22 protein-coding genes and 1 tRNA gene are annotated in these 24974 nt (G+C 68.5%); 10 read left to right on the forward strand and 13 right to left on the reverse strand.

Annotated features, from left to right (window positions below):
* Positions 1 to 17: 17 nt before the first annotated feature.
* The 5 genes from soxX (at position 18) to AC1Q6V_RS25925 (ending at position 4044) form a co-directional block, all read left to right on the forward strand.
* The gene (gene soxX, locus AC1Q6V_RS25905) at positions 18 to 680 is read left to right on the forward strand and encodes a sulfur oxidation c-type cytochrome SoxX (protein ID WP_010812114.1); all 663 of its coding nucleotides are present in this window, start codon (positions 18 to 20) and stop codon (positions 678 to 680) included.
* Between the two features lie 5 nt (positions 681 to 685).
* Positions 686 to 1180 (forward strand): TlpA disulfide reductase family protein, encoded by a 495-nt coding sequence (locus tag AC1Q6V_RS25910; protein ID WP_011616195.1) that lies wholly within the window; start codon positions 686 to 688, stop codon positions 1178 to 1180.
* Between the two features lie 60 nt (positions 1181 to 1240).
* Complete coding sequence (soxB, locus tag AC1Q6V_RS25915) at positions 1241 to 2962, forward strand: thiosulfohydrolase SoxB (protein WP_454749985.1); 1722 nt, start codon at positions 1241 to 1243, stop codon at positions 2960 to 2962.
* Positions 2963 to 3036: 74 nt separating this feature from the next.
* Positions 3037 to 3112 (forward strand) — tRNA-Ala (locus tag AC1Q6V_RS25920).
* 254 nt (positions 3113 to 3366) lie between these two features.
* Entirely contained in the window at positions 3367 to 4044 is a 678-nt protein-coding gene (locus AC1Q6V_RS25925) for an aspartate/glutamate racemase family protein (RefSeq protein WP_010813429.1), read from the forward strand.
* Positions 4045 to 4101: 57 nt separating this feature from the next.
* Here AC1Q6V_RS25925 and AC1Q6V_RS25930 read toward each other — a convergent pair whose 3' ends face one another.
* Positions 4102 to 4353, reverse strand: a complete 252-nt coding sequence (locus AC1Q6V_RS25930) for a hypothetical protein (protein WP_010813430.1) — start codon at positions 4351 to 4353, stop codon at positions 4102 to 4104.
* A gap of 151 nt (positions 4354 to 4504) precedes the next feature.
* Between AC1Q6V_RS25930 and AC1Q6V_RS25935 the strand changes: the two genes are divergently transcribed.
* On the forward strand, positions 4505 to 5473 hold the full coding sequence (locus tag AC1Q6V_RS25935) for a cation diffusion facilitator family transporter (protein WP_439668347.1): 969 nt from the start codon (positions 4505 to 4507) through the stop codon (positions 5471 to 5473).
* A gap of 384 nt (positions 5474 to 5857) precedes the next feature.
* On the opposite strand, the gene AC1Q6V_RS25940 is transcribed toward AC1Q6V_RS25935, so the two are convergent.
* Entirely contained in the window at positions 5858 to 6475 is a 618-nt protein-coding gene (locus AC1Q6V_RS25940; protein ID WP_010813432.1) for a DNA-3-methyladenine glycosylase I, read from the reverse strand.
* 105 nt (positions 6476 to 6580) lie between these two features.
* Between AC1Q6V_RS25940 and AC1Q6V_RS25945 the strand changes: the two genes are divergently transcribed.
* Positions 6581 to 6937, forward strand: coding sequence for a hypothetical protein (locus AC1Q6V_RS25945; protein ID WP_010813433.1), 357 nt, complete (start codon positions 6581 to 6583; stop codon positions 6935 to 6937).
* A gap of 59 nt (positions 6938 to 6996) precedes the next feature.
* Here AC1Q6V_RS25945 and AC1Q6V_RS25950 read toward each other — a convergent pair whose 3' ends face one another.
* Together AC1Q6V_RS25950 and AC1Q6V_RS25955 are read right to left on the reverse strand one after the other, a co-directional pair.
* Complete coding sequence (locus AC1Q6V_RS25950) at positions 6997 to 8013, reverse strand: hypothetical protein (RefSeq protein WP_371258348.1); 1017 nt, start codon at positions 8011 to 8013, stop codon at positions 6997 to 6999.
* Between the two features lie 154 nt (positions 8014 to 8167).
* Positions 8168 to 8542, reverse strand: a complete 375-nt coding sequence (locus tag AC1Q6V_RS25955; RefSeq protein ID WP_011616191.1) for a hypothetical protein — start codon at positions 8540 to 8542, stop codon at positions 8168 to 8170.
* Positions 8543 to 8774: 232 nt separating this feature from the next.
* Here AC1Q6V_RS25955 and AC1Q6V_RS25960 point away from each other — a divergent pair, with 232 nt between their 5' ends.
* On the forward strand, positions 8775 to 9659 hold the full coding sequence (locus tag AC1Q6V_RS25960) for a DODA-type extradiol aromatic ring-opening family dioxygenase (protein WP_010813436.1): 885 nt from the start codon (positions 8775 to 8777) through the stop codon (positions 9657 to 9659).
* A gap of 6 nt (positions 9660 to 9665) precedes the next feature.
* Here the strand turns inward: AC1Q6V_RS25960 and AC1Q6V_RS25965 are convergent, their stop codons facing one another.
* The 5 genes from AC1Q6V_RS25965 to AC1Q6V_RS25985 form a co-directional block, all read right to left on the reverse strand.
* Positions 9666 to 10889 carry an MFS transporter gene (locus AC1Q6V_RS25965; protein ID WP_439668345.1) on the reverse strand — a complete coding sequence of 408 codons (1224 nt, stop codon included), beginning with the start codon at positions 10887 to 10889 and terminating at the stop codon, positions 9666 to 9668.
* Positions 10890 to 10976: 87 nt separating this feature from the next.
* A complete protein-coding gene (locus AC1Q6V_RS25970; protein ID WP_454749984.1) occupies positions 10977 to 12266 on the reverse strand; it encodes an MFS transporter in 1290 nt (429 codons plus the stop codon).
* Between the two features lie 98 nt (positions 12267 to 12364).
* A complete protein-coding gene (locus AC1Q6V_RS25975) occupies positions 12365 to 12784 on the reverse strand; it encodes a VOC family protein (RefSeq protein WP_010813439.1) in 420 nt (139 codons plus the stop codon).
* A gap of 7 nt (positions 12785 to 12791) precedes the next feature.
* Positions 12792 to 13142, reverse strand: coding sequence for a GFA family protein (locus AC1Q6V_RS25980; RefSeq protein WP_010813440.1), 351 nt, complete (start codon positions 13140 to 13142; stop codon positions 12792 to 12794).
* A gap of 32 nt (positions 13143 to 13174) precedes the next feature.
* Positions 13175 to 13594 carry a GNAT family acetyltransferase gene (locus tag AC1Q6V_RS25985; protein WP_010813441.1) on the reverse strand — a complete coding sequence of 140 codons (420 nt, stop codon included), beginning with the start codon at positions 13592 to 13594 and terminating at the stop codon, positions 13175 to 13177.
* Between the two features lie 138 nt (positions 13595 to 13732).
* Between AC1Q6V_RS25985 and AC1Q6V_RS25990 the strand changes: the two genes are divergently transcribed.
* Positions 13733 to 14344, forward strand: a complete 612-nt coding sequence (locus AC1Q6V_RS25990) for an HD domain-containing protein (RefSeq protein WP_010813442.1) — start codon at positions 13733 to 13735, stop codon at positions 14342 to 14344.
* A 56-nt stretch (positions 14345 to 14400) separates the two neighbouring features.
* Here AC1Q6V_RS25990 and AC1Q6V_RS25995 read toward each other — a convergent pair whose 3' ends face one another.
* Entirely contained in the window at positions 14401 to 17994 is a 3594-nt protein-coding gene (locus tag AC1Q6V_RS25995) for an indolepyruvate ferredoxin oxidoreductase family protein (protein WP_454749983.1), read from the reverse strand.
* Positions 17995 to 18341: 347 nt separating this feature from the next.
* On the opposite strand from AC1Q6V_RS25995, the gene AC1Q6V_RS26000 reads away from it, so the two are divergent.
* The gene (locus tag AC1Q6V_RS26000) at positions 18342 to 19631 is read left to right on the forward strand and encodes an NYN domain-containing protein (RefSeq protein WP_454749982.1); all 1290 of its coding nucleotides are present in this window, start codon (positions 18342 to 18344) and stop codon (positions 19629 to 19631) included.
* 81 nt (positions 19632 to 19712) lie between these two features.
* Here the strand turns inward: AC1Q6V_RS26000 and gspF are convergent, their stop codons facing one another.
* The 3 genes from gspF to gspD are packed head-to-tail and all read right to left on the reverse strand — an operon-like array spanning position 19713 to position 24946.
* Positions 19713 to 20930 carry a type II secretion system inner membrane protein GspF gene (gspF, locus tag AC1Q6V_RS26005; protein ID WP_010813445.1) on the reverse strand — a complete coding sequence of 406 codons (1218 nt, stop codon included), beginning with the start codon at positions 20928 to 20930 and terminating at the stop codon, positions 19713 to 19715.
* 15 nt (positions 20931 to 20945) lie between these two features.
* Positions 20946 to 22499 (reverse strand): type II secretion system ATPase GspE, encoded by a 1554-nt coding sequence (gene gspE, locus AC1Q6V_RS26010; RefSeq protein ID WP_011616184.1) that lies wholly within the window; start codon positions 22497 to 22499, stop codon positions 20946 to 20948.
* 8 nt (positions 22500 to 22507) lie between these two features.
* The gene (gene gspD, locus AC1Q6V_RS26015) at positions 22508 to 24946 is read right to left on the reverse strand and encodes a type II secretion system secretin GspD (RefSeq protein ID WP_011616183.1); all 2439 of its coding nucleotides are present in this window, start codon (positions 24944 to 24946) and stop codon (positions 22508 to 22510) included.
* Positions 24947 to 24974: the final 28 nt, after the last annotated feature.

Below are 24974 nucleotides of genomic sequence, written 5' to 3' on the forward strand. Positions count from 1 at the left end.
AGTACGGGAGAGACAACATGCAACGACAACACCAGGCACTGGCCATCGCGGCCCTGGCCACCCTGCTGGCAAGCGGCGCCCACGCGCAGGACAGCGCCAAGGCCCGCGCGCCCAAGGGCAAGCCCGCCGCCGTCAGCGGTGCCGATATGAAGCACCTGATCGAGGACTCGTTCTCGTCGCGCGGGCCGGTCACGGTCGAGGGTGTGCTCAACCAGGACGGCATGCAGCAGGCCTGCAGCCAGTACCCGGACCGCACCAAGGTGCCGGCAAAGCTTGCCAAGAAGATCGAAGCGGCCGAGCTCAAGCAGGTGAAATACCCCGCCGAAGACAAATGGCTGGGCGACTGGAAGGAAGGCGAAAAGGTCGCCCAGAACGGCCGCGGCATGCAGTTCACCGACCAGGTCGGCGGCACCAACGGCGGCAATTGCTACGCCTGCCACCAGATGACCAAGGCCGAGATCTCGTTCGGCAATATCGGCCCGTCGCTGTACCAGTACGGCAAGCTGCGCGGCAACTCGCAGGAAGTCATCAAGTACACCTGGGGCAAGATCTGGGACTCCAGCGCCTACGCCGCCTGCTCCAACATGCCGCGCTTTGGCCACAAGGGCATCCTGACCGAGGCCCAGATCCGCGACGTGATGGCGCTGCTGCTCGACCCGGCCTCGCCGGTCAACCAGTAAGGCCGATGCGCGCGCCTGCCGTGCTGCTGCGCTGGCTGCTGGCCTTCAGCCTGACCGGCGCCGCAGCTGGCGCGGCAGCGCTGGAGGTCGGCGACACCGTGCGCCTGCCCGACGTGCGCACGCTCGACGGACGCACGCTCAGCGCTGGCGCGCTGGCCGGCAAGCCGCTGGTGGTCGAATACTGGGCCTCGTGGTGCCCGTTCTGCGCGATGCAGAACCCGCGCCTGCAGAAGCTTTACGAACGCACGCGCGGCACGCCGCTGCAGGTGCTGACCATCAGCATCGACAAGGATCCGCGCGAGGCTGCCGACTACATGAAGAAGCGCGGCTACACCTTCCCGGCGACGATGGATTCGCCCGAGCTGCAGGCCGTGTTCGGCAAGCGCAAGGGACTGCCGGAGCTGTACGTGATCGACGCGCGCGGCCGCGTGGCGCAGAAGGAAGTGGGCGAAATGCTTGAAGACGACGTGGCGGCGCTGGAGCGGTACGCGCGGCCATAGTTTTGCGATGGCGGACGCCCGCGCCAGGGCCGACCGCCAGCGCCAATTCCAGGAAGAGACATGAACCGACGCGAGTTCCTGCAGGTGCTGGCCATTGCCGGCGCCGGCGGCATGACGTTCCCCCATCAAGACGCGCACGCCGCGCAGGCCGCCGAGGCCATGTACGACCTGCCGCGCTTCGGCAACGTCCACCTGCTGCATTTCACCGACTGCCATGCGCAGCTGCGGCCGGTGTATTTCCGCGAGCCCAACGTCAACCTGGGCATCGGCGACTATGCCGGCAAGCCGCCGCACCTGGTCGGCGACGCGCTGCTGCGCCAGTACGGCATCCGCCCCGGCACGCCGCAGGCGCATGCGTTCACCTACCTGGATTTCAACGAGGCCGCGCGCCGCTATGGCAAGGTCGGCGGGTTTGCGCACCTGGCCACGCTGGTGAAACGGCTGAAGGCGGACCGGCCGGGCGCCTTGCTGCTCGATGGCGGTGATACCTGGCAGGGCTCGGCCACCGCGCTATGGACCAAGGGCCAGGACATGGTCGACGCCGCGCTGGCGCTGGGCGTGGACGTGATGACGCCGCACTGGGAGATGACCCTGGGCGCGGACCGCGTCAAGGAGATCGTCGACAAGGACTTCAAGGGCAAGGTCGCCTTCCTGGCGCAGAACGTCAAGACCAACGATTTCGGCGATCCGGTGTTCGATCCGTACGTGATCCGCGAGATCAACGGCGTGCCGGTGGCCATCATCGGCCAGGCGTTCCCGTACACGCCCATCGCCAACCCGCGCTACTTCGTGCCGGACTGGACCTTCGGCATCCAGGAAGAGAACCTGCAGCAGGTCATCGACGCAGCGCGCGGCAAGGGCGCGCAGGCGGTGGTGCTGCTGTCCCACAACGGCATGGATGTGGACTTGAAGCTGGCCTCGCGCGTGCGCGGGCTCGATGCCATCCTGGGCGGCCATACCCATGACGGCATGCCCGCGCCGGTGCCGGTGAAGAATGCCGGCGGCACCACGCTGGTGACCAATGCCGGCTCCAACGGCAAGTTCCTCGGCGTGCTGGACTTTGATGTGAAGCGCGGCAAGGTCGCGGACTTTCGCTACCGGCTGCTGCCGGTGTTCGCCAACTACCTGCCGGCCGATCCCGCCATGGACGCGCTGATCAGGAAGGTACGCGCGCCCTATGAGCAAAAACTGGGCGAAGTGCTGGCCGTCAACCGCGGCCTGCTGTACCGCCGCGGCAATTTCAATGGCACCTTCGACCAGCTGATCCTGGACGGCCTGATGCAGGCCCAGGGCGCGCAGATCGCGTTCTCGCCGGGCTTCCGCTGGGGCACCACGCTGCTGCCGGGCGAGGCCATCACCATGGAACACCTGATGGACCAGACCGCCATCACCTACCCGTACACCACGGTGACGCAGATGAGCGGCGAGACCATCAAGACCATCCTGGAAGACGTGGCCGACAACCTGTTCAACCCCGACCCGTACTACCAGCAGGGCGGCGACATGGTGCGCGTGGGCGGGCTGCAGTACACCATCGATCCGACCGCCGGCATGGGCAAGCGCATCAGCGACATGCGCCTGGCCGGCAAGCCGCTGGAAGCCGGCAAGACCTACAAGGTGGCGGGCTGGGCCCCGGTGGCCGAAGAGGCGCGCCAGGCCGGCGGCGCGCCGATCTGGGACGTGATGGCGCAGTGGCTGCGCAGCACCAGGGAAGTCAGCGCCCGCCCGCTGAACCTGCCGCGCGTGCGCGGCATGGACGGCAATCCGGGCATGGCCGCCTGATGTTGTGCGGCCCCGTCACGCGCCGCGCAGAGGATTGAAGGGCGCTGCGGTATTACGCTACAATCAACCGCCACGGGCCGATAGCTCAGCTGGGAGAGCGCTGCGTTCGCAATGCAGAGGTCGGGAGTTCGATCCTCCTTCGGTCCACCAGATATCCCGCGCAAAAGCCCCGGAAAGCCAACGCTTTCCGGGGCTTTTGTGTTTCTGCCGCCCGCGCTGTCCGTCATCTCGCGCTGGCAGCCGCCATACGCTATCGTTGACTCCTCGGCACAGGCGTACGCGCCTTTGCCGCCGCCAACCTACACCCGCCGGGGCCTTGTTCGATCCCATGCAAGCCAACAGGAAATCGAGCCACCCGCTGGCGATGTCCCTGCGCTGGCAATCCTGAATCTCAAGAGACATCCATGAGCCACATCCTGCTGATCAACCCGAATACGTCGAGTGCCACCACGCAGATGATGGTCGAGATCGCGCGCGCCTGGTTCGCGCAGGCCATGGCCGCGCCGCCGGCCGTGGTCGGCGCGACGGTCTCGCGCGGGGCGCCGATGATCATCGATGAAGACGACCTTGCCGTCGCCGCCGAGGCTATGTGTGATGCAGACATGCTGCGCCTGGCCGGCGGTGCCGACGGCGTGATCGTCGGCGCCTTCGGCGACCCCGGCATCGAGGCCCTGCGCGCGCAGCTGTCAGTGCCGGTGGTGGGTATCGGCGAAGCCTCGATGCACGCGGCCGCGGCCGGGCGGCGGCGCTTCGGCATCGCCACCACCACGCCGCGGCTGGCGGCGTCGATCAGCGCCAGCGTGCGCCGGCAGGGGTTGGACGAGCTGTTCACGGGCACGCGCTTCACCGAGGGCGATCCGCGCGCGCTGGGCGGCGCGCCGCAGCAGCAGGAAGACCTGCTGGCGGGCGCAGTCGATACCTGCATCCGAGCCGACGGCGCGCAAGCCGTGATCATCGGCGGCGGCCCGCTGGGCGAGGCCGCCCGGGCGCTGGGCCAGCGCTTTCCGATTCCCGTCATCGGCCCGGTGCCGGCGGCGTGCGCGGCCATGTCGCGGGCGCTGCGCTATTGCCCGGCGGCGTAAGCCGGCCCATGGGGACAACAAGGAGCTGGGTCGCGCCAGCGTGCAGGCGCGGGTAGGCTAGGCCACCCGGGTTGGCCGGCGGGCCTTCATCGCCGAGGGCCGTACCTGTTGCAGCGCGCGCAGCGACTGCAGCGCGTCCTCGACCGCCTCGATGCCGTCGCGCAGGCGGCCGATGGCATAGCCAAGGCGGCTTTGCGCATCGGCGTCAGGGGTGGAAAGGTTCTCTAATGCATCGACTTCCGCCTGCATCTGTCCGACCAGGCGGCGCAGCTGGGATGTGCTGTGCGAGGCAAGTGACCGAATCGCCATCGTTGGGTCCTCCTTGCAGTGTCCGGGTGTTTCCGTCCTGTGTAACGGTAAAGGCGACACCAGAACTTCGCCAGCGCTGTTACGAAATCAGCACGGCAGCGCCGCCGTGGCCCGGTCCGCCTATCGCGGATGTTGGGCTATAGTCACCCCGATGGAATCGGAACACAACCCTCTGCGGCCGGCATCCGCCGGCCTTCCGGACGACGCCACCGCCGCCAGCCCGGCCGAGGCCGACGCGCGCCACCGGGCTGGCCGGCGCAGCACGCTGGTCAGCGTGGCCGTCAATATCGGTCTGACCGCCGCGCAGGCGGTGGCCGGTGTCATCTCTGGCTCGCAGGCGCTGATCGCCGACGCCGCGCATTCCCTCTCGGACCTGCTGTCCGACTTCGTGGTGCTGCTGGCCGCCTGGCAGAGCCGCAAGGATCCGGACGCCCACCACCAGTACGGCCACCTGCGCTTCGAGACCGCGGCGTCGCTGGCACTTGGCGTGCTGCTGCTGGCGGTGGGGGCAGGCATGCTGTGGGCGGCGGTGGACAAATTGCAGCACCCGGCCAGCCTGCAGCCGGTGCAGCCAGTGGCCTTGTGGGTGGCGCTGGTCGCGCTGGTGTCCAAGGAACTGCTGTTCCGCTACATGCTCGCGGTGGCGCGGCGCGTGCGCTCGGGCATGCTGGTGGCCAATGCCTGGCATGCGCGCTCGGATGCGGCCTCGTCGCTGGTGGTGGCGCTGGGTATTGGCGGCAACCTGCTGGGCTACCACATGCTCGACCCGGTGGCGGCCATCGTGGTCGGGCTGATGGTTGCGCGCATGGGCCTGCGTTTCGGCTGGGATGCGCTTAACGACCTGATGGACCGCGCGGCCGACGAGGAAACCGTCGCAGCGATCCGCGCGACCATGCTGGGCACGCCCGGCGTGCTGGGCCTGCACGACCTGCGCACCCGCAAGATGGGCGACCAGGTGCTGGTTGACGTGCACCTGGAGATCGATGCCGCGCTGACGGTGGCGCAGGGGCATGCGATCGCGGTCGAAGCCCGGCGCCGCACCCTGGAGAACCATCACGTGCTCAACGTGATGACGCACGTCGATCCCGTATACATGAGCAGCCAGGCCAGCGCTGCCTGAGCCCGGCCTGTGGACATCTTTGCCGGTTGCTGGGGATAACCGGCCGGACAAGCTGTGCCCCGCCTGGGGGCGCCTTGTGGGACGTATACGGATAACTCGGGCGCCCGCACTGCCGACGTATACGTGACTGCCGCGCTATCCCGGCGAATCAGGGTTATCCCGCAGTGGTTATCTTTGTTGCAAGTCCCTGAGCCAAAAGGGGAAAGGTGACTTATCCACGGCCTGATGCCTGGTTTACCTACTACTACTATGTTTACATACGTAAACAATATTAAAGACATAGACAGGACCATTGCGCTGTTCGCATTGGCCTGACGTTTACGCGGGCCATGGCGCTGGTACGCCGGCGTATACCTGGCGCGCCGGGTATACGTCCACGCAACGCTAGCGCGGCACCTTGAACACCTTGCGTGCAGCCAGTACCTCGGCACGGGTCGTGCAGCCTTCCTGGTGGTCATTGACCAGCCCCATCGCCTGCATCAGCGCGTACATGGTGGTGGGACCGACAAAGCGCCAGCCGCGCTTCTTCAGGTCCTTTGACAGCGCCGTGGATTCCGGCGAGGTCGCCATGGTTCGCAGCACCTCGGGTGTCAGCACTTTGGGCCGGCTGGCCGGATCGGGCTCGAAGCGCCAGAAGTAGGCGGCCAGCGATGATTCCGTCTCCAGCAGTTCGCGGGCCCGCTGCGCATTGTTGATGGCCGCCTCGATCTTGCCGCGGTGGCGCACGATGCCGGCGTCGCCGAGCAGGCGCGCAATATCGCGCTCGCCGAAGCGCGCCACCTTTTCGATGTCGAAATTGGCAAATGCCTTGCGGAAGGCCTCGCGCTTGCGCAGGATGGTCAGCCAGCTCAGGCCGGACTGGAAGCCTTCCAGGCACAGCTTCTCGAACAGCCGGCGGTCGTCGGCGACCGGAAAGCCCCACTCGGTGTCGTGGTAGTGGCAATAGTCCTCCAGCGTGCCGCACCAGCCGCAGCGCACCGCTGCTTCCTTCTTGCTTGTCATGGGTACATGTTCCCTGTTGAAAGTCCCGCACGCCGGCCAGGCTCTCGCCGACCGGCGCATTTGCTGCGATCATGCCCGCACCTGAGAGATTGCGGAAGGCTGAAAATGGACATGCGATTGACAACCCTGGACGAAGACGGATGGGAGCTCGACGACGCCGAGCCCATCGCCGCCGCCCATCCCGAGACCTTCTGGATGCCGCCGCGCGAGGAGCGTGATGCACTCGCACCCGGCCAGCTGGTCAAGCTGATCTTCCGCATCCTGGTCGCGGACGAGACGGGCAGCGAAGAGGTTCACGTGGAGCGGATGTGGGTGATCGTCACCGGGCGCGAGGGCAGCCTTTATACCGGCGAGCTCGATAACCAGCCGTATTGCACCGAGGAGATGAACCCGGGCATGCCGCTGTGCTTCGAGGCTCGGCATGTGATCAATATCCACCGGGACGAGCACGAGGCGAGCTAGGTTGGGTTGTCCGCGCGCACTGTTTGGTTCGGCGCCAACCCAATAAGGCCAGGCCAGGCTCAGAAGCTGACCGCCAGCCCCAGCGAGACGCCCGACACGTTGTTGCCGAACACATAGCGCAACACTGCCCGGATCCGCGTGACAAAGACCTCGTGCGCGCTGGTGTCCAGTTCCAGCCCGGTGCCGAGCGTGGTCAGGTAGTTGAAGCCGAGGATGCCGGCCTGGCTGCCAAGATAGTGCGAATGTGATAGCTCAAGCACGTATCGTACCGGCCGGTCGAACGCATGCATCCCGGTCGGGGCCCGCCAGCGCGCCCACAGGTTGGCGGTCTGCGCCGTGGCCGTGCCCGTGACCGCGCTGGACGTGCCGCCGAAGCTCTGCAGGTGGATATTGGTGTAGCGCAGTTCCACGTCGATCTCGTAGTTCTCGCGGTAGTGCTCCCAGTCCAGCATCACCGACCCGCCCAGCCCGTAGGCATTCAGGCTGCCGCCGTCGAGGAAGTTGAGCTGGCGGTCGGTGACCTGCTCGACCGCGAACTTGCCGATTGACAGGTCGCTGGAGACATTGCCCAGCGAGGCGTTGAAGATCGGCCGGAACACCAGTTCCTTGTTGGCCGTCAGCGGAAAGTCCCAGCCCACGCCGATGGTGCCGGAAAAGGTGTTCCAGCGGGTCGGGATGGCGCGGGATTCGGCGCCATTGGTGGCAATGAAGGTGGGATCGTAGCGGCTGTAGGCGATGGCGCCTTCCAGGTAGAGCGGGAACGACTTGCTGATGGTGAAGCCGCCGCCCAGCTGCGACATGACGATGCCGGGATCGTCGGTGCTGGTGTTGTTGATCGACAGCGAGCTGGAGGTAAGGTCCGGCACCACCGAGTACGCCATCAGCGACAGCACCGCGTTGGCGTGCCGCTGCACATTGGCCCCGGCCAGGCGCAGTCCGGGCGCGCTCTGGGCATGTGCCGCGCCGGCGGCCAGCAGCGCCGCCGCGCCCATGGCGGCCAGGGCCGCCCGCCAAAGGGGCCGCGAGCGGCGGCTAGGCGCGGGGTGGAACCGGCGGTGTCGCTGGCGTGCGGACATGGACAATCTCTGTGCAGTCAGTGCCGCAGCGCGCTGCCGTGCGGCAATCTCCCGCGCATTCTAGCGGCGCAGGATTGTGAGGGAGCGTCGCGCGAAATCTTTCAGATCGGACTGCTGCCGCCTTAAATCGGCGCGGCGCCGGTCATGCGGCCGGTCATGCGGCCGGATGGCGCCGGGTCGACGGTCCGGAGGGCGGGGAGGGCGGCGTAGCCGGCATGGCCGGATGGGTGGGCGCCGGCCGGCGGCGCGTGAGCCACAGCAGCAGCGCACTGGCGGCCCAGCCGGTCACGAACACGGTGTCGCCGGCATGGTTCAGCCAGGTTGCCGCAGCGGGCGTGCCGGCCAGCGATGCCAGCAAGCCGGCCGGCAGGCGCGCCAGGATCCACAGGGCGACGGCGGGCACGCTGCCGTAGACGCCCGGTTGCCACCAGTGGGCCAGGAAGGGAGGGTGCCGCCCGGGGCGGCGCGGGATGCGCGGTACCACCGAAGTCTCCGGCCACGCATGGCGCGCGGGGCGTGCCGGTGGCATCAAGGCGTTGCAGGAGCCCCGCCGGACGACACCGCCGGGGGCTCACGGTTGCATCATAGGCCGATCGCCCCTGGCTGCGTTGCCGGTGACCGAGGCGCTGTGTGCGCCACGCCACGCTGGGCCCGGCCGTTCAACTTTTTTGCACGACGTGTCCGCAAATGGCGCCCGTGCCTAGCGCGGATCTTTGCCAAACTGGTTGCAGGTACACAAACAGTTTGAAGGTGGTCCTGCCATGCTTCCCTCGCTCTACATCTCCCACGGTTCCCCGATGCTCGCCATCGATCCCGGCCCCACCGGCGCCGCCTTCGATGCGCTGGGCGGGCAACTGCGCACCCGGCGCCCGCGCGCGGTGCTGGTGATCTCGGCGCACTGGATCTACAGCACGCTGGCTGTCTCCAGCCGCGAGCGCCAGGAAGCCTGGCACGATTTCGGCGGCTTCCCGCGCGAGCTGTACGCACTGCGCTACGACGCCCCGGGTTCGCCGGCGCTGGCCGGGCGGGTCAAGGCCCTGGTCGAGGCGGCAGCGGTCCCCGGTGCCGGGTTTGTCGGCCAGGACGACGAACGCCCGCTGGACCACGGTGCCTGGATGCCGATGCGCCACTTCTTCCCGGATGCCGACGTGCCGGTGGTGCAGCTGGCGCTGAACCCCTACCTGTCGCCCGCAACGCAGATCGAGATCGGCCGCGCGCTGGCCCCGCTGCGCGACGAGGGCGTGCTGGTGCTGGCCTCCGGCAGCTTCACGCACAACCTGCAGGAAGTGTTTGGCGGCGGCCGGCGCGACCAGCATGGGCCGCAGGCCGAGCCGTATGTGGAAGCCTTCCGCGGCTGGATGGCGGAAGCCCTCGACGAGGCCCTGGCCAGCGGCGATACCAGCCGCATTGCCGACTACCGCGCCCAGGCGCCGTATGCGCGCCGCGCGCACCCGACCGACGAGCACCTGCTGCCGTTCTTCGTGGCGCTGGGCGCGGCCTTGGGGCCGCAGGCTGCCAGTGGCGCAGGGCCGGCGCCGGCCAGCGTATCGCGGGTTGCCGATGAGGTGACCTATGGCGTGCTCGCCATGGACAGCTTCGTGTTCGAGGGCCTGGGCGCCGGCGCGCCGCTGCGCGCGGCGGCCTGACGCGCCTTACCGTTCGGCCGGGGCGTGTGCCGCCGGCGTGCCGGCGCGCGCCGGCAGGTAGCGCCGTGCCGAGCGCGCGCCCGCAAGCGCGATCCAGCCCATGGTCAGCGCCACCAGCGCCAGCCCGATGCGCAGGTTGGACAGGTGCGCGACCCCGCCGATCAGCACCGGCCCCAGCAGCAGCCCCAGGTAGGCAAAGCGCGCCACGCGCGAAATTGCTTCGGCCGGCGCCACGCCCGGCAGCCGCGACGCGGCAACGAAGAAGATCGGCACCATATTGGCCGCGCCCAGCCCCATCAGCGTAAAGCCCGCCAGCGCGGCTAGCGGCAGCGGCACCAGCAGCGCCAGCGCAATGCCGCCAAAGCCCAGCCAGGCACTGCCAGTCAGCGTGGCGCCGTCGCCCAGGCGCGCGCGCAGGCGGTCGCCGCCGAAGCGTCCGCACGCCATCCCGCCCGAGAACGCAGCGTAGCCCAGGCCGATCCAGCCATCGGGCGCCTGCGCCACGTCGCGCATATAGACGCTGGTCCAGTCGTACATCGCGCCTTCGCCGACCAGGCCCAGGAACGCCAGCAGGCCCAGCAGCCACAGCGCGCGCACCGCGTGGTCGCGGTGGTGGGCCGCCGATGGCAGCACCGGATGGTCCGACAGCAGCCCGGGCAGCGTACCCAGCGCCACCGCCGCGGTCACGCCTGCCATCATCGCCGCATGTGCCAGCGGCGCCACGTCCAGCGACAGCATCAGGCCGCCCGCGCCCGCACCGGCCATGCCGCCCAGGCTGAACATGCCGTGCAGCGCCGACATCACCGGCCGCGTGCGGCTGGACTCGACCGTGGCGGCCTGTGCGTTCATGGCGACATCGAAGGCCGCATTGGCCATGCCGAACGCCACCAGCGCGGGCAGCAGCAGCCAGAACGACGGCATCGCCAGGATCGCCACCGTGGCCAGCGCAAACAGCAGCCCGCCCGTCATCGACGCCCGTGCGCTGCCCGCGCGCGCCACCCAGCGCCCGACCGGGCCCATCGCCAGGATGGCGCCGCCGGCCACGGCCAGCATCGCCAGCGACAGCATCGCGTCGGACAGGCCGAAGCGTGCCTTGATGGTGGGAATATGCACGCCCCACGTGGCAAAGGTGGCGCCATTGACGAAGAACAGCGCCATGGTGCCGCGCGTGGCGCGCGACACCGCGGCCGGCAAGGGCGCGGAAGCCGTCGGGGAGTGCGGATCAGGCATGGGAGGGTGCGGCAGGCGGGGCAGCGGTGGCCCTGCAAAAGCCGTCATTGTCCCGCATCGGCGTGAGGCGGGTATGACAACGCCGTGCTACCGGCCGGCGCCATCCACGCGCAGCAGTCCGCGCCGGTGCAGCGCGTAGCCGAAGGCCAGCAGCGCGCCCAGCGCCAGCGCCACCATCACCCACAGCATCAGCCAGTAGCCGCCGGCGGCACGCCACAGCAGCGCGCCCAGCCACGGCGCGGCGGCCTGCATCAGCAACACCGGCGTCATCATCAGGCCGTTGAGCGTGGCGTAGTGATGGCGCGAGATCAGTTCCGGCATGGCCATCGCGCGCAGCATGGTGTTGACGCCGTTGGCGCAGCCGTACAGCACCGCGGCCACCATCAGCCAGGCGCCGTGCCCCAGCGCAAGGCACAGCAGCCCGGCGCCCATCAGCGCATAGACCGGCAGCGACAGCCGCACCGGGTGGCGCACCCCCGCGCGCATCATCAGCATGCGGCCCGCTACCTGGGCCGGGCCGATCAGCGCCGCCACTACCAGTTGCTGCGCCACTGGCATGCCCTTCTCCGTCAGCATCGGGATCAGGTGCGCGCCCAGCAGCGAGGCCACCACCGCGGTCGCGGTAAAGGCCAGCACCACCGCCCAGAACACCGGCTGGCGCAGCGTGGCGCAGGCAATGTCGCGGCTGCCGGCCTGGCCGTCGGCGGGGGTCATTCCGGAATAGGTGGGATGCAGCGCGTAGCGCATGCGCGCGTGCAGCGGCGCGCAGACCAGCAGGTTGAGCGCGGCGAAGCCGATCAGCGTCGGGCGCCAGCCCAGATGGATCACCAGCCATTGCGCCAGTGGCACGAAGATCGTGCTGGCAAAGCCGGCCATCAGCGTGACCACCACGATCGGCTTCTGGTACTGGTCGCCATAGGCCTGGCGCAGCACCACGAAGGCGGGCTCGTACAGCGTGGTCGCCATGGCCAGCCCGATCGGCACCCACATCAGCAGGAACACCGGCTGCGACGGCGTCCATGCCCACAGCAGCAGGCCCAGCCCGGCCAGCACCGAGCCCGCGCCCATCACCTTGCGCGCCGGCGCGCGGTCCAGCAGCCGCCCCACCGCGAACGAGCACAGCGCCCATACCAGCAGCCCCAGCGAATAGCCGCCCGCCAGGAAGGGCTTGGACCAGCCCAGGCTGCGGATCATGGGGTCGATGAAAACGGTGAAGGCGAAGAACAGCGTGCCCCAGGAGATGGTCTCGGTCAGGCCGAGGATCCAGACCAGCCGGCGCGGCGGCGTGGCGGGGTGCGCGGGTCCGGTGCGTGCCGGGCTGGCGTCTGAGTCGGTGCTGGCGGCGTCCGCGTCGGAGCTGGCTTCTATTGTTGTCATGGCGGGCCCGGCGGGGGTAGTCGCCATGGACGGCGGCGCGTTGGGCCAGTCGGAAATTGTAGCGATCCCGCGCGCACTGCGCGCACGGGGCACGCGCGTTACTGTGCGGTCACCGGCGCGGGCGGTCCCTTGAGCTCGACCACGTTGCCGTCCGGATCGCTCACATAGAGCGACGGTCCCTTGCCTTCGGCGCCGAAGCGCTGCGCCACCTCGCCGGCGTCCACGCCATGCCGCGCCAGGTGCGCCCGCACCGCGTCGGCATCGAACGGGTCGATGCGCAGGCAGAAATGGTCCAGGTTGCGGCCCTGCGCTCCCGGTCCGGCGCCGCCGGCGCGGCCGAGCGGGCCGTCGAGCGCGACCAGGTCGATCAGCCCGCTGCCCGCGCGCAGCTGCGTCAGGCCCAGCTCGGTTTGCTCGCGCTCAACGCTGCAGCCGAGCACCTCGACATAGAAGCGCCGCAGCGCGTCCACGTCGGCGCTGCGCAACACCAGGTGGTCGATGCCCAGGATGCGGAACATGGCGGCCTCAGTGGTGCAGTCCGTCGTAGTCGATGACCTTCAGGCTGTCCAGGTCGACATTGTCCAGGCAGCGCACATTGACTGCGGCCATCGGCTTGCCGTCCTTGTCCTGCCCGTCCGCATACGGACCGCAGCCGCACACCGGGCAGAAGCGGTGCGCGATCTTCATGGTGTTGAAGCGGTAGGTGGAGGCATTGCTCTCCGGCGTTTCCAGCTTGAACGTCGCGCGCGGCACGAACCACAGCAGGTGGCCACGCCGGCGGCAGATCGAGCAGTTGCAGCGGATCACGCTGGGGATGCCGTCGGCCTCCACTTCGAAGGCAATGGCGCCGCAGTGGCAGCTTCCGTGGAAAGTCATGTCGTCTCCTTGAGGTCGGTCCGGCGTGCCCACTAAATATCTGGAATCAGTCGTTTGCCCAGGCTGACCACTTCATCGGGCGCATAGCCCAGCTTGTCGTAGAAATCGATCACGGCGCGGTTGCCTGCGCGTACCAGCAAGTTGATCTTGGGGCAGCCCCGCTCGATCAGCAACTGCTCGGCATGCGCCATCAGCATGCGCCCGTACCCTTTGGCCTGCAGGTCGGGCTGTACCGCCAGATAGTAGACCCAGCCGCGATGCCCGTCGAACCCCACCATGGCAGTGGCGACGGGTCGGCCGTCGATGTCGCCGACCAGAAACAGTTCAGGCTGCTCGGTCAGCTTGCGCGCGATATCGCGCTGCGGGTCGTTCCACGGACGGGTCAGGCCGCAGGCCTGCCACAAGGCAATGACGCAGGATTGGTCTTCCGGGCGGAAAGGACGGATCAGCATGCTTGTTGGTGCGCCGCAATATGCCGGCACATTGTTAGCTTTTTGACAGTGTAGCGCCGCTGCGGGTGCCACAATGCCTGCAAGACATGACGAGACGATGCGCGGCCATCGCGCACGCTGCCACCAAAGGAGACCCGCATGAGCGACACCCACGCGCCTGCACGCGCCACCTTCAGCCATATGGAACACGGCACCCGCGAGGACTGGGCCGCCATCTCCGCCGAGTTCATGCCGTTCGCGCGGGCGCTGCCGGATCGCGTGCTGGCGCACCTGCGCCTGCTGGATGGCGATTGCGGCGGCTTCCCCGTGGACCGGCTCACGCATTCTCTACAGACCGCGACACTGGCGCACCGCGACGGCCAGGACGAGGAATACGTGGTTTGCGCGCTGCTGCACGATATCGGCGATACGCTCGGCAGCTTCAATCATCCAGACATTGCCGCCGCCATCCTCAAGCCATTCGTCAGCCCCGAGAACCTGTGGATGGTGGAAAAGCACGGCGTGTTCCAGGGCTACTACTTCTTCCATCACCTCGGCCTGGATCGCAACCTGCGCGAGCAGTACCGCAGCCAGCCCGAACTGTTCGAGCGCACCGCGGAGTTCTGCCGCAAGTACGACGGTGCCGCCTTCATGACGGACTACGACACGCTGCCGCTGTCGTTCTTCGAGCCGATGGTGCGGCGCGTGCTGGCGCAGCCGCGCAACTCGATGTATGTGAAGCCGGGAGAAGCGACGCTGGCACAGCCCTGAAAGCACAACGGCCTCGCTTCATGCGAAGCGAGGCCGTTGTGTCATGCCATGGCCAGTCAGGCCGCGCGCTGCGCCGTCTCCGGATGCCGGAACTGCTCCAGCAGCTTCGCCCAGCGCCCGCGTACCGCCTTCAGGTTGTTTTCCTTCACATGCCCGAAGCCGCGGATATCGTCCGGCAGGTTCGCCAGCGTGACCGCGGTGTCGTAGTTGGCGGCATTGAGGCCCGCCACAAGTTCATCCAGCAAGGCCCGGTACTCGCCGATCAGCGCGCGCTCGGTGCGGCGCTCCGCGGTCTTGCCGAAGATGTCGAAGGCACCGCCGCGCAGGCCCTTCAGCTTGGCCAGCACGCGGAACAGCTTCATCGTCGACGGACCGAACTTGCGCTTGATCAGGTGGCCCTTGTCATCGCGCTTGGCGTTAATCGGCGGCGCCAGCCAGAAGTTGAGCTGGTAGTCGCGGCCCGGCTCGCCTTCAAACTGGGCGCGCAGCTTGTCCAGGAAGACAGGGTCGGTGTAGAGCCGCGCCACTTCGTACTCGTCCTTGTACGCCATCAGCTTGGCCAGGTTGCGCGCCGCAGCCTCGGTCAGCGGCAGGGCCTTGCCGCTGCCAGCCAGCGTGCTTTCGGCCACGCGCACGCGGTCGATGGCTTCGCGGTAGGTGCGCGCGTAGGCGGCATCCTGGTAGGCGGTCAGGTGTTCCATGCGCCGGGCGACCAGCTTCTCCAGCATCGCGCCGCTCGAGGTCGGCAGCTTGACCACTTCCGCGCCTTCGGCGGTGTTCTTCAGCTTGCCGGTCAGCGACAGCACGTGCTCGGGGTCGTGCGCCATATGCCGGCCCCAGTCGAACGCGGCCTTGTTCTTCTCGACAGCGACGCCGTTGAGTTCGATGGCGCGCTCCAGCGCCTGCAGCGTCAGCGGGATCCAGCCCTTCTGCCAGGCATAGCCGAGCACCAGCGGGTTGGTGTAGATCGCGTCGCCCAGCAGCGCCACGGCGAGACCCGAGGCGTTGATGAACTCGCACTTCTCGCCCACCGCGGTGCGCACATCCTGCTCGGCCGACAGGCCGGGGAACTGCCACTTCGGGTTCTTGATGAAGTCGGCGGTCGGCGTCTGCGCGGTGTTGACCACGGCGCGGGTGCGGCCGGCCTGGGTCTTGGAGATGACTTCGTCGGTGGCCGACACGATCGCATCGCAGCCGATCACCAGGTCCGCCTCGCCCATTGCGATGCGCGTGGCATGCAGGTCGTCCGGGCGCGCGGCCAGCTGCACGTGCGACAGCACCGCGCCGCCTTTTTGCGCCAGGCCCGCCATGTCGAGCACGGTGACGCCCTTGTTCTCCAGGTGCGCGGCCATGCCGAGCAGGCCGCCGATGGTCACTACGCCGGTGCCGCCCACGCCGGTCACCAGGATGCCGTAGGCGCGGCGGATCGGCGGCAGCTCAGGCTCTGGCAGCGCGGGCAGGGTGTTCATCGACACGCCGTGCTGCTCGGGCTTGCGCACCTGCGCGCCTTCGGCCGTGACAAAGCTCGGACAGAAGCCGTTCACGCACGAGAAGTCCTTGTTGCACGACGACTGGTTGATCTGGCGCTTGGTGCCGAAATCCGTTTCCAGCGGTTCCACCGACAGGCAGTTGGACTTGACCGAGCAGTCGCCGCAGCCTTCGCACACCGCGTCGTTGATAAAGGCGCGGCGTTGCGGATCCTCCATCGTGCCGCGCTTGCGGCGGCGGCGCTTCTCGGTGGCGCAGGTCTGGTCGTAGATCAGGATGGAGCAGCCCGGCACCTCACGCAGCTCACGCTGCACGCTGTCGAGCTGATCGCGGTGATGGATGGCGATGCCTTCGGGCAGCTTGATCGCGCCGTTGTACTTCTCCGGCTGGTCGCTGACGATGACGATCTTCTTCGCGCCTTCGCTATGCACCTGCCAGGCGATGTCCCGCACCGACAACTGGCCGTCCACCGGCTGGCCGCCGGTCATCGCCACCGCATCGTTGTACAGGATCTTGTAGGTGATGTTGACGTTGGCCGCGATCGACGCGCGGATCGCCAATAGACCGGAGTGGAAGTAGGTGCCGTCGCCCAGGTTGGCGAACACATGCTTGTCGCCAGCGAACGGCGCCTGGCCGATCCACGCCACGCCTTCGCCGCCCATCTGGCTGAAGGTGCTGGTATTGCGGTCCATCCACACCGTCATGTAGTGGCAGCCGATGCCAGCCAGCGCGCGCGAGCCTTCGGGCACATTGGTCGAGGTGTTGTGCGGGCAGCCCGAGCAGAACCACGGCTTGCGCTCCGCCGTCACGCGCGGCGTGGCCAGCGCCTTTTCCTTGGCCTCGATGATGGCCAGGCGCGCGGTGATGCGCGCGCGCACGTCGATCGGCAGCTCGAACTTGTCCAGCCGGGTGGCGATGGCCTTGGCGATGATCGCCGGCGACAGCTCATAGTGCGCCGGCAGCAGCCAGTTGCTTTGCGGGATCGACCATTCGCCGCCCGCGTTGTCCTTTTCGTCGAACTTGCCGTAGACCTTGGGGCGCACGTCGTCGCGCCAGTTGTACAGCTCTTCCTTTAGCGCGTACTCCATGATCTGGCGCTTCTCTTCGACCACCAGGATTTCCTGCAGGCCTTCGGCAAAGGCGCGCGCCCCATGCGCCTCCAGCGGCCACACGCAGCCGACCTTGTACAGGCGGATGCCGATCTGCGAGCAGGTGGCATCGTCCAGGCCCAGGTCGGCCAGCGCCTGGCGCGTGTCCAGGTAAGCCTTGCCGCCGGTCATGATGCCGAAGCGCGCGTGCGGCGAATCGATTTCGATGCGGTCGATCTTGTTGGCCCGCACATAGGCCAGACCCGCGTACCACTTGTAGTCGAGCAGGCGCGCTTCCTGTTCCAGCGGCGGGTCCGGCCAGCGGATGTTCAGGCCGCCCGGCGGCATGATGAAGTCGTCCGGCAGCACGATCTGCACGCGGTGCGGATCCAGCTCCACCGAGGCCGACGATTCCACCACGTCGGTCACGCACTTCATCGCCACCCACAGGCCGGAGTAGCGGCTCATGGCCCAGCCGTGCAGGCCGTAGTCCAGGTATTCCTGCACGTTGGACGGGTACAGCACCGGCAGGCCACAGGCCTTGAAGATGTGCTCGGACTGGTGCGCCAGCGTCGAGGACTTGGCCGAGTGGTCGTCACCGGCCAGCACCAGCACGCCGCCGTGCTTCGACGATCCCGCCGAGTTCGCGTGCTTGAACACGTCACCGGTGCGGTCCACGCCCGGCCCCTTGCCGTACCACATGCCGAACACGCCATCGAACTTGGCGTCCGGATACATGTTCACCTGCTGCGACCCCCATACCGAAGTCGCGGCCAGGTCCTCGTTGAGGCCAGCCTGGAACACGATGTTGTGCGCGGCAAGGTGCTTCTTGGCCTTCCACAGCGACAGGTCGAGCGCGCCCAGCGGCGAGCCCCGGTAGCCGGAGATAAAGCCGGCGGTGTTCAGCCCGGCGGCGCGGTCGCGCTCCTGCTGCAGCATCGGCAGGCGTACCAGGGCCTGCGTGCCGCTGATATAGATGCGGCCACGCTCCAGCGTGTATTTGTCTTCGAGGGAAACGTTTTCGAGCGCGCGGCGGATGGCGTCGCTGACCGGGGAGGTCAGGGGGGCATTCATAGGTGCTCCTCTATGGGCGTGCTGTCGGGATCACCGACACCTACAGTTGTGGGCGACCGCCTCATGACCTCTTGTGAAGGTGTTGGACGGTCGTGTCTCTGCGCGGCATGGTAGCACCGCCACAAAATCGGCGGTACCTTGCAATGCAGCACAAAGCGTGCCCGCCGTGCCCGTGATTTCCCGTATGGACAGGGGTTCGCGTGTACACTGCGTTGCATCGAGATGGCCCGTGCCGCTGCCGGGCTGCCTGCGATGCGCCACCTCTGCACAGCCAGCCTGGCGCAACCTGATTTCCGATTGCCGTCCTGATGCACGCATGGGACGGGCAAACCAGTGACTACCTGAACATGACCAATTCCCCCCGCCAGGGCACCGCGACCCTGGCCGTGCTGATCGATGCCGACAACGCGGCGCCCGCCATCGTCGAAGGCCTGCTGGCCGAGGTCGCCAAGTACGGCGTGGCCGCCGTCAAGCGCATCTACGGCGACTGGACCCGGCCCAACCTGGCCGGATGGAAGGAGCGGCTGTTGTCGCACTCGATCCAGCCGATCCAGCAGTTCCGCTACACCGTGGGCAAGAACGCTACCGACAGCGCCATGATCATCGACGCCATGGACCTGCTGTACACCGGGCGCTTCGACGGCTTCTGCATTGTTTCCAGCGACAGCGACTTCACCCGGCTGGCCTCGCGCATTCGCGAGCAGGGGCTGACCGTGTATGGCTTTGGCGAGCGCAAGACCCCCAAGCCCTTTGTCACCGCCTGCGACAAGTTCATCTACTCCGACGTCCTGCGCGCCGATGCGGATACGGAAGGGACCGAAGGCGTCGACGGGGCTGCCGCGCCGACGCGCAAGCGCAGCACCGGCGAGCTGCGCCAGGACTCGCGCCTGGTGCGCCTGCTGCAGAGTGCGGCGCAGGCGGTGTCGGACGAGGACGGCTGGCTGACGCTGGGCAGCATGGGCAACCACATCGCCAAGCAGGCGCCGGAATTCGACTCGCGCAACTACGGGTACGGCAAGCTTTCGGAGCTGGTGCAGGCCACCGGCCTGTTCGAGGTCGAGACCCGCAACGGCGGCAACAACAAGACCATCTGGGTGCGCCTGAAGAAGCGCGCCAAGGGCGGTGGCGAGGGCGATGGCCGCGGCCAGCAGCAGTCGCAGCACCAGCCGCAACAGCAACAGCAACAGCAGCAGCGTCCGGCGCAGCCTGAAGCACGCCGCCAGCCGGCACCGGCGCCCGTGTCCGCGGATCCGCCTGCGCCCGTCGTGGCCCAGCCAGAGGCGGCGTCCGAGCCGGTGCCAGTGCGCGAACCCGAGATCGAGCTTTCCGTCGTCGCCGCCGAAGTGGTCGAGCCGGAACCGATGGCCGAGCCAGTGGCGGAGGCAGCGCCGCAGGCTGAGTCCAAGGCCCGCCCCGCACGCAAGCGCGCCACGCGCCGACCCGACGTGACGCTGAGCGAAACCCCGTGGCCGATCGACCAGTCGATCTTTGCCGCGCCGGGCACGACAGTGCTGTCGGCGCAGGTTGAAGCGCAGCCAGAGGCCCAGCACCAGCCCGAGGCAGCCACTGCCGAGGCGGCGCCCGCCCGGGCACCGGCCAGGAAGACGCGCAAGCGCCCGGCCAAGAAAGCGGAGTGATGTGGCCGGCCGGCGCCATGCCGGCCCTGCCCGCCAAAGAAAACGCCGGCTTCGCGCCGGCGTTTTCTTTGGCAGAGGTCCTTACCGCACCAGCTGGTTGATCTCGATGATCGGCATCAGCACCGCCAGCACGATCAGCAGCACCACCACGCCCATGGTCAGGATCAGCAGCGGCTCCAGCAGGCTGGTCAGGAACAGCGTGCGGCGTTCCAGTTCCTGCGCCTCGCCCTGCGCGGCGCGGTCCAGCATCACCGGCAGATTGCCGGTGGCCTCGCCGGAGCGGATCAGGTGCACCAGCACTGGCGGGAACTGGTTCTGCGCCGCCAGCGCGCGCGCCAGCGAGGCGCCTTCGCGCACGCGCGTGTTGGCGTCTTCCACGTTGGCGCGCAGCGCCTCGTTGGTCAGCGTCTCGCCCGCCGCCTGCAGGCTGCGCAGGATCGGCACGCCGGCCGACACCAGGATCGCCAGCGTGCCGGCGAACCGCGCGGTGTTGTAGCCGCGGATCAGCTTGCCCAGCAGCGGCGCGGTCAGCAGCCAGCGGTGCCATTCCAGCCGCACCGCGGGCTGCTTCAGCACGCTGCGGATTGTGAACGCTGCCGCCGCCAGCACCGCCAGCGCTGCCCACCACCAGTTCCGGACGAAGTCCGACAGCGCCAGCATGATGATGGTCAGCATCGGCAGCTTCTGCTTGGTATTGGCGAACACGCTCACCACCTGCGGCACCACGTACGACAGCAGGAAGATCACGATGGCGAATGCCACCACCGTGACGATGGCGGGGTAGGTGAAGGCCAGCCGGATCTTGGAGGTCAGGGTGTTGCGCGACTCGATATAGCCCGCCAGCCGCTCCAGCACCAGTCCCAGGTGGCCGGAGTGCTCGCCGGCCGAGACCAGCGCACGGTAGATGTCGGGGAAGTCGCGCGGATGCTGGGCCAGCGCCACCGACAGCGAGCTGCCGCCCATCACCTCGGCGCGGATGCCGGCCAGCAGCTCGTGCACATAGGCGCGCTCGGCCTGGTCGGCCAGTGCCCCCAGCGCCTCGTCCAGCGGCAGCCCGGCCACGATCAGGCTGGCCAGCTGGCGCGTGAACAGCGCCTGTTCCTGCGTCGACAGCTTGCGCGCAAACAGCTGGCTGCCGCTGCGCGGCGCCAGGCCGGCACCGGCGAGCGGGTCGACGGTCAGCGGTGTCAGCCCGCGCGCGCGCAGCTGCGAACGCGCCTGGCGCGGGCTGTCGGCCTCGATCACGCCGCGGTCGGTCTTGCCGGCGGCGTCGGCGGCTTCATAGCGGAAGGCTGGCATCCGGGCGGCTCCGCTTTAGTCGCGCGTCACGCGCAGCACTTCCTCAAGCGAGGTCGCGCCGCTGTCGATCCAGCGCTGCGCGTCGCCGCGCATGGTGTGCATGCCGTGCGCCAGCGCCACCTGCTTGATCTCGGACTCCGGCGCCTGCCGGTGGATCATGGTGCGGATCTCGTCACCGACGGTCAGCAGCTCATAGACGCCCATGCGCCCCTGGTACCCGGACTGGCCGCACTTGTCGCAGCCCACCGGATGCCACACGGTCTGCAGCGGCTTGCCCTGCGCGTGCAGCACCTCGGCCTCGGCGGCAGTGACCTCGATCACTTCCTCGCGCTTGCAGTGCTGGCACAGGCGGCGTACCAGCCGCTGCGCCAGCACGCCCAGCAGCGACGACGACAGCAGGAACGGCTCGATCCCCATGTCGACCAGCCGCGTCACCGCCGAGGCCGAGTCGTTGGTGTGCAGCGTGGCCAGCACCAGGTGGCCGGTCAGCGAGGCCTGCACCGCGATCTGCGCGGTTTCCAGGTCGCGGATTTCGCCGATCATGACCACGTCCGGGTCCTGGCGCAGGATCGCGCGCAGAGCCTTGCCGAAGGTCATGTCGATGCGCGCGTTGACCTGGGTCTGGCCGATGCCGTCCAGGTCGTACTCGATCGGGTCTTCGACCGTCATGATGTTGGTGGTGCGCGCATCCAGCCGCGACAGCGCCGCATACAGCGTGGTGGTCTTGCCCGAGCCGGTCGGCCCGGTCACCAGCACGATGCCGTGCGGCTGGCGGATCAGGTGGTCGAAGCCGCGCAGCGTGCCGGGCGCCATGCCCAGCTTGGCCAGGTCGAGCCGGCCTGCTTCCTTGTCCAGCAGGCGCAGCACCGCGCGCTCGCCATGGCCGGTGGGCAGGGTCGAGACCCGCACGTCGACCGGGCGCCCGCCCACGCGCAGCGTGATGCGGCCGTCCTGCGGCAGGCGTTTCTCGGCGATGTCGAGCTGCGCCATGATCTTGATGCGCGAGATCAGCGCGCCGTGCAGCGCCTTTTTCGGCCGCACCACGTCGCGCAGCGTGCCGTCGACGCGGAAGCGCACCACCGACGACGACTCGAACGGCTCGATATGGATATCCGAGGCGCCTTCGCGCGCGGCCTGTGTCAGCAGCGCATTGATCATGCGGATGATCGGCGCGTCGTCCTCGGATTCAAGCAGGTCCTCCACCGCCGGGATGTCCTGCATCAGGCGCGACAGGTCGACTTCGCCTTCGACCTCGCCCACCACCTGTGCGGCGCTGCCGGCGTCCTGGCGGTTGTAGGCATCGGCCATGGCGCGCTCCAGCGCGTCGGGCTCCAGCACGCGCAGGCGCAGCGCGCCATGCACGCGCGCGACCTCGGCCAGCGCGGTCGGAGAGGTGGCGCGGGTCACCCAGACTTCCAGTCCGTCAGGGCGCTGGTGCGCGACCAGCAGCGGCGCCTCGCGCGCAAAGCCGTACGAGACCAGCCGCGCCGCCATCGGCGAGGGCGGCTCCAGGGTCTCGGCCGGCGCGCTGGTGCCGGCGGGCAGGGCAGTTTGGACTTCGCTGGCCATGTCGGGGCTTAGTTCTGGAGCGCAGACTCGCCGCGCGGGTTCAGCGGCTGGGATGCGTTCGCCGGTGGTTGCGGCAGCTGCTGCGGTGCCGGCTGCATGGGCTGTGGCTGGCCCGGCACGCCGGGCTGCGGGGCATTCTGCGGAAGGGTCTGCTGCAGCGGCAGCGGGGCGGCAAGCGGACCGTTTGCACGCGGATCGACGAACGGCGTGGACGGGGCGTCGGCCGGCGGCAGCAACGGCGTGTTGGTATCACGCACCATGATGTTAGGCGAAACAAAGCCCTGCTGCTGCGCGCGCATATAGTCGTAGCGGTCCTGCGTCAGGCGGTCGGCGGCGCCGGCCGTGCGCATCACATAGGGGCGCAGGAACACCAGCAGGTTGGTCTTGGCGCGGTTCTTGTTCTCGTAGCGGAACAGGCCGCCGATCCATGGGATGTCGCCCAGCAGCGGCACCTTCTGCACGCCGTCGCCGTACGAGTCCTCGATCAGGCCGCCCAGCACGATGATCTGGCCGTCGTCGACCAGCACATTGGTCTCGATCGAGCGCACATTGGTGGTCGGGCCCTGGATCAGGTTGGCGGTTGCCTGCACCACGTTCGACGACTCCTGGAAGATCTGCATCTTCACCAGCCCGCCGTCGGTGATCTGCGGCTTCACCCGCAGCGTGATGCCCACGTCCTTGCGGTCGAAGGTCTGGAACGGCGTGACCGAGGCCGCGCCGCCGGTCTGGGCATAGGAGCCGGTGGTGATCGGGATGTTCTGGCCGATCAGGATCTTGGCTTCCTCGTTCTCCAGCGTGATCAGGTTCGGCGTGGACAGCAGGTTGACGCTGCCGTTGGAACCCAGCGCGCGCAACAGCGCGCCCAGCCCCATGGCCTTGTTGACGATGCCCAGGTTGAGGCCGCCGATGTCTTGCACCAGCCCCTGCGCCGCGGCGATGCCGGCGGTGCGGTTGCTGTCGGCCAGCGCCCCGGCCAGGGTCAGGTTCAGGATGTTCTGTCCGCCGGTGCCGAAGTTGGTGCCGGCAAAGACGTTGTTGTTGCCGCCCGGCGAGCTGATCAGGCCCTGCCACTGGATGCCAAGCTCGCTCGCCTGCGTGGAGGTCACCTCGACGATCATCGATTCGATGTAGACCTGCGCGCGGCGCGCGTCGAGGTCGTCGATGACGCCGCGCAGGTTGCGGTAGACCGGTTCGCTGGCGGTGATGATGAGCGAGTTGGTGGACGGGTCGGCCTGGATGATGCCGCCGGTGGTCGGCTGGGTGCTGGTGCCGAACGACGCGGCGAAGGCCGAGTTGCCATAGGCGCCGCCCGTGCCTCCGGACGCGCCGGTGCCGCCGCGCATGCCGGCCTGGGTGCCGGTGGCGCCGCCGGTGAACTGCCCGCCGGCAGGCGTCGAGACATTGGTCATGCCCGCCGCGCCGCCGATGCCGCCGGCCTGCCCGCCGGGCTGGGTGGCGCTGGCGAAGCTGCTGTCGGCGGCGACGATGGCGCGCAGCGTGGCCGCCAGCTTGACCGCATCGGCGTTCTTCAGCGGCACTACCCAGATATTGCCCGGGCGTGCATAGGGCTGGTCGAGCTTCTCGATCAGGTGGCGCGCCTGCTGCAGGCGCGCGCGGCTGGTGGCGCGGATCATCAGCGAATTGCTGCGCGGCTCCGCCACCACCGAGGTGCGCAGGCTGGCATCGGCTCCCGGTGCGCCGCCGCCGGCGGCGCCCGCGGCGGCGGGGTCGAGCAGCTTCTGCAGCACCGCCGCGGTATCGCTGGCCAGCGCGTGCTTGAGCGGCACCAGCTCGACCTCGCCCGAGGCCGGCGCATCGACCGCGGCGATGATGCGCGCCAGCCGGCGCAGGTTGTCGGCGTAGTCGGTGATGACCAGCGTGTTGTTGGCCGGGTAGGCGGTGATGGTGTTGTTGGGCGCGATCATCGGCCGCAGCACCGGCACCAGGTTGTTGGCCGATTCATAGTTCAGCCGGAATACCTGCGTCACCACCTGGTCGCCGCGGCTGGGGCTGGCGCCGATCACGGTGGGCGAGCCCTGCAGCTTGGCGTCGGCCTCGGGCACGACCTTGGTGAAGCCGTTGCTCTCGACCATGGCATAGCCCTGCATGCGCAGCACCGAACCCAGCGTCTGCAGCGCCTGCGCGCGCGAGACCGGCTGCTCGGTGACCAGGTTGACCGTGCCCTTCACGCGCGGGTCGATCACGAAGTTCTTGCCGGTGGCCTGGCCGACCGCCTTGATCACCGAATCCAGGTCGGCGTTGACGAAGTTCAGCACCACCTGGTCGCGGTTGGACGGCGTGATGTCGGGTGGCGCGGGCGGGGTGCCGGTGCGCGCGCCGGACTGGGCCCACAGCGGCGCGGGCGCCAGCAGCGAGAGCCCGCACAGCAGGGCCACGGCGCGGGCGCAGGCGGTATGGAAAACAGGTCGGATGGCGTGGGTTTTCATAGTCATTTCCGGGCGCTCCTGGATTGGC

Source organism: Cupriavidus sp. GW823-FHT07B10, from assembly GCF_058794355.1.

Excerpts from the sequence above, each read along its gene's own strand:
- AC1Q6V_RS25925 (WP_010813429.1), top strand. The coding sequence starts at position 3,367 with ATGAGCCACATCCTGCTGATCAACCCGAATACGTCGAGTGCCACCACG.
- soxX (WP_010812114.1), top strand. The coding sequence starts at position 18 with ATGCAACGACAACACCAGGCACTGGCCATCGCGGCCCTGGCCACCCTG.
- AC1Q6V_RS25995 (WP_454749983.1), bottom strand. The coding sequence starts at position 17,994 with ATGAATGCCCCCCTGACCTCCCCGGTCAGCGACGCCATCCGCCGCGCG.
- AC1Q6V_RS25955 (WP_011616191.1), bottom strand. The coding sequence starts at position 8,542 with ATGCCACCGGCACGCCCCGCGCGCCATGCGTGGCCGGAGACTTCGGTG.
- AC1Q6V_RS25950 (WP_371258348.1), bottom strand. The coding sequence starts at position 8,013 with ATGTCCGCACGCCAGCGACACCGCCGGTTCCACCCCGCGCCTAGCCGC.
- AC1Q6V_RS25975 (WP_010813439.1), bottom strand. The coding sequence starts at position 12,784 with ATGTTCCGCATCCTGGGCATCGACCACCTGGTGTTGCGCAGCGCCGAC.
- AC1Q6V_RS25910 (WP_011616195.1), top strand. The coding sequence starts at position 686 with ATGCGCGCGCCTGCCGTGCTGCTGCGCTGGCTGCTGGCCTTCAGCCTG.
- gspE (WP_011616184.1), bottom strand. The coding sequence starts at position 22,499 with ATGGCCAGCGAAGTCCAAACTGCCCTGCCCGCCGGCACCAGCGCGCCG.
- AC1Q6V_RS25935 (WP_439668347.1), top strand. The coding sequence starts at position 4,505 with ATGGAATCGGAACACAACCCTCTGCGGCCGGCATCCGCCGGCCTTCCG.
- AC1Q6V_RS25985 (WP_010813441.1), bottom strand. The coding sequence starts at position 13,594 with ATGCTGATCCGTCCTTTCCGCCCGGAAGACCAATCCTGCGTCATTGCC.
- AC1Q6V_RS26000 (WP_454749982.1), top strand. The coding sequence starts at position 18,342 with ATGACCAATTCCCCCCGCCAGGGCACCGCGACCCTGGCCGTGCTGATC.
- gspD (WP_011616183.1), bottom strand. The coding sequence starts at position 24,946 with ATGAAAACCCACGCCATCCGACCTGTTTTCCATACCGCCTGCGCCCGC.
- AC1Q6V_RS25990 (WP_010813442.1), top strand. The coding sequence starts at position 13,733 with ATGAGCGACACCCACGCGCCTGCACGCGCCACCTTCAGCCATATGGAA.
- soxB (WP_454749985.1), top strand. The coding sequence starts at position 1,241 with ATGAACCGACGCGAGTTCCTGCAGGTGCTGGCCATTGCCGGCGCCGGC.
- AC1Q6V_RS25930 (WP_010813430.1), bottom strand. The coding sequence starts at position 4,353 with ATGGCGATTCGGTCACTTGCCTCGCACAGCACATCCCAGCTGCGCCGC.
- gspF (WP_010813445.1), bottom strand. The coding sequence starts at position 20,930 with ATGCCAGCCTTCCGCTATGAAGCCGCCGACGCCGCCGGCAAGACCGAC.
- AC1Q6V_RS25980 (WP_010813440.1), bottom strand. The coding sequence starts at position 13,142 with ATGACTTTCCACGGAAGCTGCCACTGCGGCGCCATTGCCTTCGAAGTG.
- AC1Q6V_RS25945 (WP_010813433.1), top strand. The coding sequence starts at position 6,581 with ATGGACATGCGATTGACAACCCTGGACGAAGACGGATGGGAGCTCGAC.
- AC1Q6V_RS25960 (WP_010813436.1), top strand. The coding sequence starts at position 8,775 with ATGCTTCCCTCGCTCTACATCTCCCACGGTTCCCCGATGCTCGCCATC.
- AC1Q6V_RS25970 (WP_454749984.1), bottom strand. The coding sequence starts at position 12,266 with ATGACAACAATAGAAGCCAGCTCCGACGCGGACGCCGCCAGCACCGAC.
- AC1Q6V_RS25965 (WP_439668345.1), bottom strand. The coding sequence starts at position 10,889 with ATGCCTGATCCGCACTCCCCGACGGCTTCCGCGCCCTTGCCGGCCGCG.
- AC1Q6V_RS25940 (WP_010813432.1), bottom strand. The coding sequence starts at position 6,475 with ATGACAAGCAAGAAGGAAGCAGCGGTGCGCTGCGGCTGGTGCGGCACG.